This is a genomic window from Acinetobacter sp. A22 (genome assembly GCF_030913345.1).
In the GTDB taxonomy this organism is placed as follows: domain Bacteria; phylum Pseudomonadota; class Gammaproteobacteria; order Pseudomonadales; family Moraxellaceae; genus Acinetobacter; species Acinetobacter junii.
Window position 1 is genome coordinate 3,055,699 of record NZ_CP133162.1, and the last position, 12,967, is coordinate 3,068,665.

The 12,967-nt window shown below is 39.1% G+C and carries 9 protein-coding genes and 1 pseudogene; 8 read left to right on the plus strand and 2 right to left on the minus strand.

Features of this window, described 5'->3' with window-relative positions; all coding sequences use genetic code 11:
• Nucleotides 1-5: 5 nt before the first annotated feature.
• The 8 genes from Q9Q86_RS14840 (at nucleotide 6) to Q9Q86_RS14875 (ending at nucleotide 11,796) form a co-directional block, all read left to right on the plus strand.
• Nucleotides 6-884, plus strand: coding sequence for a hypothetical protein (locus Q9Q86_RS14840; RefSeq protein ID WP_112986743.1), 879 nt, complete (start codon nucleotides 6-8; stop codon nucleotides 882-884).
• A 462-nt stretch (nucleotides 885-1,346) separates the two neighbouring features.
• Complete coding sequence (gltB, locus tag Q9Q86_RS14845; protein ID WP_171293824.1) at nucleotides 1,347-5,825, plus strand: glutamate synthase large subunit; 4,479 nt, start codon at nucleotides 1,347-1,349, stop codon at nucleotides 5,823-5,825.
• Nucleotides 5,826-5,896: 71 nt separating this feature from the next.
• Nucleotides 5,897-7,318: an FAD-dependent oxidoreductase gene (locus Q9Q86_RS14850; RefSeq protein WP_004909607.1), complete on the plus strand. Its 1,422-nt coding sequence runs from the start codon at nucleotides 5,897-5,899 to the stop codon at nucleotides 7,316-7,318.
• A gap of 173 nt (nucleotides 7,319-7,491) precedes the next feature.
• Nucleotides 7,492-8,382, plus strand: coding sequence for a metal-dependent hydrolase (locus Q9Q86_RS14855; protein ID WP_112986745.1), 891 nt, complete (start codon nucleotides 7,492-7,494; stop codon nucleotides 8,380-8,382).
• Between the two features lie 178 nt (nucleotides 8,383-8,560).
• Nucleotides 8,561-9,151 carry a LemA family protein gene (locus Q9Q86_RS14860; protein WP_112986746.1) on the plus strand — a complete coding sequence of 197 codons (591 nt, stop codon included), beginning with the start codon at nucleotides 8,561-8,563 and terminating at the stop codon, nucleotides 9,149-9,151.
• Between the two features lie 35 nt (nucleotides 9,152-9,186).
• Nucleotides 9,187-10,233: a YgcG family protein gene (locus tag Q9Q86_RS14865; RefSeq protein ID WP_112986747.1), complete on the plus strand. Its 1,047-nt coding sequence runs from the start codon at nucleotides 9,187-9,189 to the stop codon at nucleotides 10,231-10,233.
• Nucleotides 10,227-10,790 carry a TPM domain-containing protein gene (locus Q9Q86_RS14870; RefSeq protein ID WP_112986748.1) on the plus strand — a complete coding sequence of 188 codons (564 nt, stop codon included), beginning with the start codon at nucleotides 10,227-10,229 and terminating at the stop codon, nucleotides 10,788-10,790. The genes Q9Q86_RS14865 and Q9Q86_RS14870 overlap by 7 nt, the downstream gene beginning before the upstream one ends.
• A 493-nt stretch (nucleotides 10,791-11,283) precedes the next feature.
• Nucleotides 11,284-11,796, plus strand: a complete 513-nt coding sequence (locus Q9Q86_RS14875) for a hypothetical protein (protein WP_112986749.1) — start codon at nucleotides 11,284-11,286, stop codon at nucleotides 11,794-11,796.
• A gap of 18 nt (nucleotides 11,797-11,814) precedes the next feature.
• Here Q9Q86_RS14875 and Q9Q86_RS14880 read toward each other — a convergent pair.
• Nucleotides 11,815-12,446: pseudogene (locus tag Q9Q86_RS14880) on the minus strand (HAD family hydrolase).
• 105 nt (nucleotides 12,447-12,551) lie between these two features.
• Nucleotides 12,552-12,818, minus strand: a complete 267-nt coding sequence (locus tag Q9Q86_RS14885; protein WP_004281168.1) for a hypothetical protein — start codon at nucleotides 12,816-12,818, stop codon at nucleotides 12,552-12,554.
• Between the last annotated feature and the right edge of the window lie 149 nt (nucleotides 12,819-12,967).

The window sequence follows — 12,967 nt, forward strand, 5'->3', positions numbered from 1 at the left end:
GTAATATGGCTGTGTCACGATCAATTTGGCAAAATATTCAACAGTATAGCTGGCTTTTTTTCTCTATCGCTTGTTTGGTGGCTGCACTGATATTTTGGGCTGTAACGGATCGTGATGCACTTGTTGAGATGGATCACCCTTCTAAAAATGAAGCACAGGTTGAAATTAAGTCCGAAAAAGTAACAGCGACTACGAATTTAGGTGCATTAACGAATGAGGTTAAACCGCTAGATTTAACTACTCGTGTTGTTGTGTCGAATGAACATGCACCTGAATTCCGTGGAACAAAATTTATTAGTGAAAATCAACGTCAATGGGTTGTTGAAATTTTTCGTAGTTCGGATGAGGCAATTGTTAAAAACTTTTTGTTGAGTCGTGCAGATCGGAATAAATTTAGTTATTTTCGTTTGAGTGGTGATCAACAAGTTGAACAATATGTATTGGCATATGGTCTTTTCCCAAACGCTGAAGAAGCTAAACGTCAATTTTCCCAACTTAATTTAGTTCTACCAAAGTCAATACATCCGACCATTCAGCAATTATCTACTTATACATCTTATGTAAATGATTTAGGCTCAGATGAGTTAAAGTCAGCTTCGAATCAGTTATTTGAAGTGCGTTTGAAGCCAGCAGCATTACCTAAAATAGATGAAACTTTGTTGATGAGTGGGCAGCAGGTGAAGGGTTCATCAAATACAGCTACAACTCAGAGTGTAAATACATCGACAACTGTGACTACAACTGTGACTCAGCGCGATGCACAAGGTAATGTAGTTAATGTTAGACAAAGTCAGTCTAATCAACAAAATAACAGCTCAACTCCTGAAGAAATAAGAGAAAATTCAGATTCTTCCAGAAGAGAAGTAACGGATCCGTTTAATTAATATTGCATTAAAATGGTGCAAAATAGTTCAAAATTGTTGCATTAAGCTTTTTTTTGGTGCAATTTTGTTCTAAAAGGAAACGTCGCATATCTTTATAATTTTTAGTTATTTTAACTTTTTTAATGATTTAGTAAATTTATAATTTTATGGCATATTTTTTGCATCGTTGTGGTGCTAATTTATCTGCTCATTGCTTTTTTTAGTGCTAAATGATTCATTATTTTGGTGAAATGTAAAGTTTTTGTGCTTTACAAAGAAGTGTGAAGGTGTAATAACTAAAAACACTTTGTATGGTGAAATGCGCTGAATCTCCTAGCAGAACAGCGTATATTGCAAATCCGCCAGAAAAAATGTTTTCGCGAAGCATTGAACTTTATATGAGTTGATCGGCAATATCGCAGAAAATGAATTGATTGTTTGTTGCTCGAAAGAGCCATGTTGAAAGAAGGGTACGCTATGCACATGCCATCGCCTAATACTGTAGCTCCCGCTCAAGGTTTATATCAACCTGATGAGTTTAAGGATAACTGTGGTTTTGGTTTGATTGCCCATATGAAGGGTGATTCAAGTCATCATCTTGTGGAAACCGCAATTCACAGTTTAAGTTGCATGACGCACCGTGGTGGTATTGCCGCAGATGGTAAGACGGGAGATGGGTGCGGATTGCTATTGGCTATGCCGAAACAGTTCTTTCGTGATGAAGCTCAGAAGTTAGGTACTAATCTTACTGAGATTTTTGCTGCGGGTACTGTATTTTTAAATATTGACCCTGCTTTAGCTCAAAATGCCAAAAATATTCTGAACAAAGAAATTACAGCTGAAGGTCTTACCGTTGCAGCATGGCGTGTTGTGCCGACAAATAATGATGCTCTAGGTGAAATTGCGTTGCAATCACTTCCTGCATTTGAACAAATTCTAGTGAATTGCCCTATGGGTGTCACTGAGGTTGAGTTTAATCGTAAACTCTTCTTAGCGCGTCGTCGTGCTGAACAACAATTACAAAATGATCCTTTATTTTATGTGACTACTTTAGCCACAACAGTGATTAGCTATAAAGGCTTGATGATGCCTGCTGCTATTGCTGACTTTTACACTGATTTAGCAGATGAGCGTCTAAAATCACATATCGTTGTATTCCATCAGCGCTTCTCAACCAATACATTACCGCGTTGGCCTTTGGCTCAGCCTTTCCGTTATCTTGCACACAATGGTGAAATTAACACTATTACTGCAAACCGTAACTGGGCTTTGGCGCGTACTCCAAAATTTGAAAACCCATTACTTCCAGGCTTAACTGAACTAAATCCAATTGTTAACCGTACTGGCTCGGATTCTTCTAGCTTAGATAATATGCTTGAAATCTTAGTTGGTGGTGGTATGGATTTATTCCGTGCACTACGTATGTTAGTTCCACCAGCTTGGCAAAACGTTGAAACCTTAGATGCTGACTTACGTGCTTTTTATGAGTTCAACTCTAAGCATATGGAAGCTTGGGATGGTCCAGCAGGTTTGGTTATTCAAGATGGTCGCCATGCAATCTGTATGCTTGACCGTAATGGTTTGCGTCCGGCACGTTGGGTGATCACTAAAAATGATTACATCACACTTGCATCTGAGATCGGTGTATGGGGTTATGAACCAGAAGATGTGGTATCTAAAGGCCGTGTAGGTCCTGGTCAAATCCTTGTTGTAGATACATTGACAGGTAAAGTTCTTGATACTAAAGATGTTAGTAACCATCTTAAAAACATGCGTCCATACCGTGAATGGTTGCGTGATCACGCAATCCGTTTGCAAGCGAACCCACAACTTGAAGAAAAATTAGTTGATCAAGGTTTAACTGGCGATGCATTAAAAGCCGCTCAAAAAATGTTTATGGTAACATTTGAAGAGCGTGATCAGTTGTTACGTCCTATCGCAGAAAGTGGTCAAGAAGCGGTTGGTTCGATGGGCGATGATACGCCAATGGCAGTATTATCTCGTCAGGTACGTCATGTATCTGATTATTTCCGTCAACAGTTTGCTCAAGTAACTAATCCACCAATTGATCCCTTGCGTGAATCGATTGTGATGTCATTGGAAACTTGCTTAGGTCGTGAGCAAAACGTATTTGAACAAGGTCCAGAGCACGCTGACCGCATCATTATTTCAAGCCCTGTATTGTCAAACTCAAAAATGCAGCAGCTTCGTGATGTGGAAAAAGAGCGCGAAGGTTATGGCGTTGTTGATATCGATTTGAACTATGCTGAAGCAGAAGGCTTACAAGCAGCAATTGCTCGTATTTGTGAAGAAGCTGCTCAAGCCGTTCGTGATGGGAAAACACTGATCGTATTAACAGATAAGAACTTCCGTGAAGGCTTCTTACCTGCGAATTCAGCATTGGCAACAGGTGCCGTACATCATCACTTAATTAAAACTGGTTTGCGTACAGATGCAAACATTATAGTTGAGACAGGTTTTGCGCGTGATCCACACCAATTTGCAGTATTGCTCGGCTTTGGTGCTACAGCGATTTACCCTTACTTGGCTTATGATGTAATCAATGACTTGGTTGCTAAAGGCGAGTTATTGGGTGATCCAATCCACGCACAAGCAAACTTCCGTAAAGGTATTGAGAAAGGCTTGTTGAAAGTTCTTTCTAAAATGGGTATTTCGACAGTTGCTTCTTATCGCGGTGGTCAATTATTCGAAGCGGTAGGTTTATCTTCTGAAGTTGTTGATAAGTGTTTCCTTGGTGTACCAAGCCGTATTCAAGGTGCAACATTTGCAGATTTAGAAAACGATCAGAAAAAATTGGCAACAACTGCTTGGCAGAACCGTAAGCCGATTGATCAAGGTGGTTTACTTAAATTTGTATTTGGTAAAGAGTACCATGCTTTCAACCCTGACGTGATTAACTCACTTCACAAGGCTGTTCGCTCAGGTCAATACCAAGACTTTAAAGAATATGCAGAGTTGGTGAATAACCGTCCTGTAGCTACGATTCGTGACTTATTCAAATTAAAAACGACAAATTCAATTGCGCTTGATCAAGTTGAAAGCATTGAAGATATCCTTCCACGTTTCGACTCTGCTGGTATGTCTTTGGGTGCATTATCTCCAGAAGCACACGAAGCAATTGCAATTGCAATGAATACAATTGGTGGTCGTTCGAACTCAGGTGAGGGCGGTGAAGACCCAGCGCGTTACGGCACGATTCGTAACTCGAAAATCAAACAGATTGCATCAGGTCGTTTTGGTGTAACACCAGCGTACTTAACTTCTGCTGAAGTTTTGCAGATTAAAGTGGCACAAGGCGCAAAACCAGGTGAGGGTGGTCAGTTACCAGGTGGTAAAGTGAATGGCTTAATTGCACGTTTACGTTACTCGGTGCCAGGTGTGACTTTGATTTCACCACCGCCACACCACGATATTTACTCAATTGAAGATTTGTCTCAGTTGATCTTTGACTTGAAGCAAGTAAACCCTCAAGCAATGGTATCGGTAAAACTGGTATCTGAGCCAGGTGTTGGAACGATTGCAGCAGGTGTTGCAAAAGCTTATGCTGACTTCATTACCATTTCTGGTTATGACGGTGGTACAGCGGCATCTCCACTTTCATCAATTCACCATGCAGGTTCGCCTTGGGAATTGGGTTTAAGTGAAGCGCATCAAGCACTTCGTGTAAATGATTTGCGTGGTAAGGTACGTGTTCAAACTGATGGTGGTTTAAAAACAGGTCTGGATGTAATCAAAGCAGCAATTTTAGGTGCTGAAAGCTTTGGTTTCGGTTCTACACCAATGATCGCATTAGGTTGTAAATATCTTCGTATTTGCCACTTGAATAACTGTGCAACTGGTGTTGCAACTCAGCAAGATCATTTACGTCAAGAACACTATATTGGCGAACCAGAAATGTTGATTAACTTCTTCAAGTTTATTGCAGAAGAAACACGTGAATGGTTAGCTGCTCTAGGTGTTGCATCACTTAAAGATTTGATTGGTCGCGTTGATTTGCTTGAAGTTTTACCAGGTGAAACTGAAAAGCATGCTCATCTTGATCTCAGCGCTTTATTGACTTCACATCCATCTGCTGAAGGTAAAGCTCAGTATTGCCAAGTTCAAGGTAATGCGCCATTTGATAAAGGTGTATTGGCTGAGAAAATGCTTGCTGAAATGCTACCAGCGATTGAAGCAGGTACAGGCGGTTCATTTAATTTCACTGTTGGTAACTGTGATCGTTCAATTGGCGCACGTATTTCAGGTGAGATCGCACGTCGCTACGGCAACTTAGGGATGGAAAACAACCCAGTTGTGATGAATCTTGTTGGTACAGCTGGTCAGTCACTTGGTGTTTGGAACGCAGGTGGTCTGCATATCAAACTTGAAGGTGATGCGAACGATTACGTTGGTAAAGGCATGGCGGGTGGTCGCGTTTCGATTTTCCCACCAAAAGGTTCACCGTTCCAAACACAAAATACTGCAATCATCGGTAACACTTGTTTATATGGTGCGACTGGCGGTAAGTTATTTGCTGCGGGTACTGCGGGTGAGCGTTTCGCTGTTCGTAACTCGGGTGCTTTTGCGGTAATTGAAGGTGCTGGCGACCACTGCTGTGAATATATGACAGGTGGTGTGGTAACTGTCTTAGGTAAAGTGGGTCATAACTTTGGTGCGGGTATGACAGGCGGTTTCGCTTATGTACTTGACCTTGATAATGACTTTGTTGACTACTACAACCATGAGCTGATTGACCTAAATCGTATCTCTACCGAGTCGATGGAAGATCACAAAGAAAATCTACTACGTATCCTTGATGAACATATCAAAGAAACAGGTAGTGCTTGGGCATATAAAATCCGTAATGAGTTCGACTTCTATAGTCGTAAGTTCTGGCTTGTAAAACCAAAAGCTGCTAATTTGCAAACGCTTTTGAAAACAACCCAAGCTGATCCACAATAATTCCACGACTGCAAAGACATAGGCAGGTGCAGAGATGAGAGACATCGCTGCGCCTACCCACGGAGAGAGACATGGCAGAACGCCTCAATAATGACTTTCAATTTCTGGATGTACCACGTCAAGATCCAGAGAAAAAAGATATTACTGTCCGCAAAGCAGAGTTTGTGGAAATTTATAAACCTTTTACAGCGGAAGTGGCTGCAAACCAGACTCATCGTTGTTTAGGGTGTGGTAACCCATATTGTGAATGGAAATGTCCTGTACATAACTATATTCCAAACTGGTTAAAACTGATTGCTGAAGGTCAAATTTTCCAAGCAGCTGAACTTTGCCACCAGACCAATACATTGCCAGAAGTTTGTGGTCGTGTATGTCCACAAGACCGTTTATGCGAAGGTGCTTGTACTCTAAATGACGGCTTTGGTGCAGTAACGATTGGTAATGCTGAAAAATATATCAACGATACTGCCTTTGCTTTAGGCTGGCGCCCAGATATGTCTGGCGTTAAATGGACGAATAAAAAAGTTGCAATTATTGGTGCAGGTCCAGCAGGCTTAGGCTGTGCAGACATTCTTGCGCGCGGTGGTGTAAAACCAGTTGTATTCGATAAACGTCCTGAAATTGGTGGTCTACTAACATTCGGTATTCCAGAATTTAAAATGGAAAAAGATGTGATGAAACGTCGTCGTGAAATCTTCACGGGGATGGGCATTGAGTTCCGTTTGAATACTGAAATTGGTGTCGATGTAACGATCGAACAGTTGCTTGCTGAATACGATGCAGTATTCATGGGTATGGGAACTTACACTTACATGAAAGGTGGTTTCCCTGGTGAAGATCTTGATGGTGTTTACGATGCATTAGATTTCTTAATTGCGAATGTAAATCGTTGCCAAGGCTGGGAAAAAGATCCAAGTGAATACATCAGTGTAGATGGCAAAAAGGTGATTGTTCTGGGTGGTGGTGATACTGCGATGGACTGTAACCGTACTTCATTACGCCAAGGTGCACATGATGTGACATGTGCTTACCGTCGTGACGAAAGCAACATGCCGGGTTCTGCGCGCGAAGTGAAAAATGCCTATGAAGAGGGTGTAAAATTCCTATTCAATCGTCAACCAATTGAAATTGTCGGCGAAAATGGCAAAGTGACTGGTGTTAAAGTGGTGACTACACAGATGGGTGAGCCTGATAGCCGTGGTCGTCGTAGCCCTGAGCCAATTCCTGGTTCTGAAGAAGTTTTACCAGCTGATGCAGTATTGCTTGCTTTTGGTTTCCGTCCAAGCCCTGCGGATTGGTTTGGTTCTGCGAATGTGAGCTTAGATGGTTCTGGTCGTGTAGTAGCAGCTGAACAGCAAGAGTTCAAGTTCCAGACCTCTAATCCAAAAATTTTCGCAGGTGGAGACATGGTGCGTGGTTCTGATCTTGTCGTAACTGCTATCTGGGAAGGTCGTCAAGCTGCCGAGGGTATTTTAGATTACCTTGGTGTTTAATCCAGAAAATATTGTAAAAGACGTCGAAGTAGAGCCTGCATTATGCAGGCTTTATTATTTTCACCTTATCTTTTTGGTAGTTTTGGCAAATCGTATAAGCTATTTTGCCCTATGCTTGACTATCCTGCAGCGCAATACTCAAAGTCAGTATATAAAATGTGCAGGAACTCAAGATGGCACTTGCAAATGCAAATTCAGAGAAAGGCTATTTAAATCGTCCCATAGCTTTGGGGATCACTGTGCGTCGTTTGCAATTTAATCCTAAAAAAATTCAACGACACTATTTTGCTAACTCTCCGTTAATGTCGCATCTTTTAACTGCGTTATCATCCACTTTTCCAATTGGTGAACAATATTTTGTGAACAGTGTGTGGAACGTACGAGATAAAGTTAAAGATCCTCAGTTACAAGCACAAATTGCTGCATTTATTGGACAAGAAGCAATGCATTCTAAAGCCCATACTGAGTTCAATGATGCATGGCGTAAAGAGGATTATAACCTTGATCGTTTTCAAGCGTGGTTGGCAAAGCGTGATGATGCACTACGAAACATTCATCCAAAATTACAGCTCGCTTTAACTTGTGCATTTGAACATTTTACTGCGATGTTAGGCGGTTACATTCTCAAACATCCAGAAATATTAAGTACCTTAGATGATGATGCAATGAAATTATGGGTGTGGCATGCAATTGAAGAAATTGAACATCGCTCTGTTGCCTTTGATGTCTATCAAGAGGTCTATGGCGATGATCGTATTCGCCGTTTATTAATGCGTAGTGTAACCACTGGTTTTGCAAGTCTGACGTTCTATGCGACCTCACGTTTAGTTTGGCAAGATAAATGGAAAAGCTTACCAAAAGTTGGTGGCAATCTATTTGGAATCTATTTACTCGTAAAAATGTTAATTCAACTTATTCCTGAATACTTATCGTATTATCAAGCGGATTTCCATCCTGCAAAGCATGACTATACGAAATTGGTAAACTACTGGAAAGCACGTATGGCTGACGAATATGGAATGATCAGCTTTCAAGAAGAAACTGCATCTAAAATTTACAGTTAATTAGGCTGACAACATAATTCTCCTCGTATTGCAGAGCATTACTTCAAGCGAATTGAGTAATGCTTTTTTATTTAATCTAAAAATAAATCAACTTTAATAAATGTTACACAGCAAGCAAAAAATCACATTACAATGAATTATCGCAAAAATATAAAGAAAAACCTGAGGATAAATTTTGATGAAAGTAATTAAACAAACCGCAATTGCTACAGTTTTGGCGAGTACACTCTTATTTACAGGGTGTGGCTATAATACTTTGCAAGTGAAAGATGAAGCAGTCAATGCATCATGGTCAGAAGTACAAAACCAATATCAACGTCGTGCTGATTTAGTTCCAAATCTTGTTAATGTCGTGAAAGGTTATGCCAAACATGAGGAGCAAGTGCTCACAGAAGTGACTCAAGCACGCTCGAATGTTGCAGGTTTAAAAGTTGATAAAGAAGTGTTAGAAGACCCAGCTTTGTTTGAGAAATACCAGCAAGCACAAAGTCAATTAACGGGTGCATTGTCTCGTCTAATCGCTGTTTCTGAAAATTATCCCGACCTAAAAGCCAACGAACAATTTCGTGATTTACAAGCCCAATTGGAAGGTACTGAAAATCGTATAGCCGTGGCTCGCAATCGCTATATCACGACCGTTCAAGATTACAATGCTTATCTACGTCAGTTCCCACAGGTGATGACTGCAAAAGTCATTGGAATGAAAACCAAAGAGAACTTCAAAGCAGAACAATCCGCACAGCAAGCTCCGACAGTTTCATTTAATTAAGATCTGAAACTGGTTAGATCGATAAGGAGTTAGGTATGTTGATAAAACCAACGCAAAAAATTAAATATATTCTTATTATTCTTTTTGCGCTGCTTTGTTGTCAGCATACCGTTTGGGCGGAGGTTGCAACCGTAACAGATCACAGTGATGTGATTGTTGCTGGAAAAATCATTCAAGATCAGCAGAAAAATAGCTCTACATCATCGCAGTCAACACAAGCACCCGTATTGCCAAAAGTTGCCAATGATATGGGGGATGTTGAATCAATTCGAGGTTTACCAACTTTAAATCAGCCTGTTATTGATCAAGCTAAGGTATTGAGTGAGGCTGAAATACAGCAACTTAATCAAAAAATTCTGAGTTTATATCAACAAGGCAAAGCTCAAATCGGTGTAATTATTGTACCAACGACAGGACAAGAAGCCATTTTTGATTTTGCTTTGCGTACAGGCGAAAAATGGCAATTAGGTTCAGCCAAGCGTGATAATGGTTTGTTAATGGCGATTGCGATTAATGATCGTAAAATTCAAATATTGACAGGTTATGGCTTGGAGGGTGTATTACCCGATGTAGTATTGAGCCGAATAATTCGAAATCAGATCACGCCTTATTTTAAACAAGGTCAATATGCACAAGGGATTTCGTCAGGTTTGGATGAGCTTACCCGTATTGTTAATCTTGATCCTGAGATCGCTCAACAATCTGCTCAAGAGCTCAAAGAACGACATGAGCAGGCAATCCAAGCACAACAAGCGAAAGATAATACGTTTACGATGGCGCTATTTATTTTAATTGCGGGTGTCATAGGATCGTTCATTGTCGGTAAACGATTAAGTGCATCTACTGCTGCTGTTGCTGCAACAGTTGCAGGTTTAGTAAATGGTGCTGGTATTTTTATGAGTTTGCTGCTTGGCATAGGTATTTTCTTTTTATTAATCACATCACTTGCTCAACTGATTTTTCAAGCTTTCTTGTCTGGTGGAGGACGCGGAGGCGGAGGTGGAGGATTTGGCGGTAGTGGTGGTGGCTATAGCGGTGGTGGCGGTAGCTTTGGAGGGGGAGGTGCCTCAGGATCATGGTAACTAAAACAGATACAACAGAAATTATTACGCAACCAAAGCTAGATGAATCTGTACAACCTAGTGCAAAACGCTGGTTAAAGCATTTTTTTTATGTTTCATCGGCACATCGGTATTTTAATAAACAAGATCGACAAGAGATCGCCAGAGCAGTACAGCAAGCAGAAAAAGGTCATGTAGGAGAAATTCAGGTAGTAATTGAAGGCCATATACCTTGTTCACAAGCTTACTATCAAAATACACGTTTACGTGCGCAGCAACTCTTTGCAGAATTAGGTGTGTGGGATACCGAGTTGAATAGTGGTGTGCTGCTTTATTTAAATTTGTGTGAGCGTAAAGTTGAGATTTTGATTGATCGTGGTTTGAAGAATGCAACACAAACACATATTTGGACTCAAATCTGTCAGGAAATGATCAGCCTTTTGACTGCGAAACAATATCAAGCTGCTGTTAAACATGGAGTGGAGCGGATTGGTACGGTGCTTGATGACTTTTACGGTAAAAACAATAAAAATGAAGTGAACAATGAGCTTCCAAATGAACCTTATATTTTAAATTGAGCCTTTATTAAGCTATTTTATCAAAAATCAATTTAACCTATTTCGATTAGACCGTTTATCTTCCGATAAATGGTCTATTTATTCATCATTTTTTAGAAAAAAAGATAAGTGAAACTCTGTGATTAAATTCTCTTTTAATTGCGAAAATCACTAAAAAAACAGTAAAAATTCCTTAGGTAGGGTCTCAGGTTTGCAAAATGGTGACATATTTTGTCAATTATTATTTCTTTTTGTCAGAAAAGAGGTGCTTTTGTTCATGCTGAATAATGTTTTAAGTCTCTGTTTTTTTAAGTTAAAATTCGATAAGCTAAGGACTGGCATAGAACATGCTGAATACAAGTAGCTAATAAAAGCTTATAAAAATTTATACATTGGAGAAATGTTATGAAATCAATGCAAAAGGGTTTTACTCTTATTGATACTCCATAAGTGTCCATATAAAATGAACAATCCATAAGTAAGTCAATATGGACATAAAAATAATAAATTTGATATGAAGAATCAATATTATCTTTTTCTACTTTTTTCAATCTCCATTTTTACTCATGCTCAAGAACTAGACTTCATTCAATATTCAGAAATTTCATCAATTCCTCAAATTGTTTTGAATCCAAAAATCCAAACAGGACTTCAAACATTGTTAAAGCATGATTATCTAAAATTTCAATCCAATTTTGACAATTATTTAGCGCCATATTTACTGAAAACAGATGAGGCGCTGTATTATGAAGGTCGGTCTGGAAGCAGTTTAGATGCTTCATCCGCGATTGTGTTTAAAGATGGGCGATTGTTTGCTGCAATATATTTTTCCAATACCAAGACTTTAAAATACTTTAGCAACGATGCCAGTTGCTCAGAACAGTTGCATCCTGCGATTCAAGTTTTTGCTCAGCAGCGTGAAATTCAAGGTATTGAATATTCAACAGCTAGAGCCAATACCGCTTTAAAATATAATTTTAGCCCCGCTTCAAAATGTGAAACCTATTTTAAAAAATTAGAAAGATAGCTGAGCTTAAATGCTAATCTAAGATTTTAATATCATGATATCAGCTAAAACATCTGCCAGCTTTTGCCCACTCTTACGATCAATTAAACGTGCTGACATACCAAATTCAGTTGGACCACTGTAATCAGCTAAAAGAGTATCTCCAATAAACAAAATGTCTTTGGCATGACATTGTAATTTATCAATTAAATATTGATAAATTTGTGACTCTGGTTTAATTGCTCCAACCTCATAACTCCAAGCATAAGCATCAAGAGAAGGTAAAAATGAAGAACAACTTTTCCATATGGCATAGCTAAATTTGAGCATAATGCTAATCTGAATCCCAATTTTTTTAATTCTTCCAAAGTTGATAAGGTATCTTCATACAGTCGAATAGAGCGTAACTCTTCATCTAAATCATGCTCGAGTTCTTGCAGAAATTGGTCTGGAGTATTTACTGCTAATCGCTTTGCAAGCTCTGCTAAATTCAAATTGTGGGACATAATAAATTTGGCATCATCAGGTTTTGGTTGTCGCCCATTTTCTTGTAGCCATTTCATTAATTTTCTATATGGGGAACGTCTTTCCCCTATCTTCACAAGTGTGCCAAATACGTCAAAAACAATGACCGAAGGCTCAATATGACCTGCTTTTATAAATGATTCCATATTTTGACAACCTATTAAATTGAATTTTACTTTTTGTTGAGATTACCATAAGAGGGATTGCTATAAAAAATTAAGGGAGATATTTGATATCTCCCTTTGATTATTTTATTCACTGAAATTAGCAAACATAATTTTAGGAAAATTTTTCATAAAGTGGCGTCTAACATGATTGAAGTCACTGAGATCATGTTGATTTTTTTCAAAATAATTCACCCAGGCTAAAGTCGCATCTTGGTCATTTAAGTTTGGGTTAACATTCAGAAACAAGGCTAAATCAAATGTACGGTCAATATTGAACTCTTTAATGAGTGCAACAGCAGTTGAACGAACTTCCTCTGAAACAGAGAATTTTGGAGAAAAGTAGTTATTCATAGCTGAACTTCCTTAAAAAACTATATAATGAAATTTAGAACGGCTAATTTGGTTTTCAATAAAACAATATAACCTGCTGCAGGTTAAATTACCATGGTAAAAGTTATTCATCAAGTTAAATTAACCTCCTGTAGGTTAATTTTTTAATT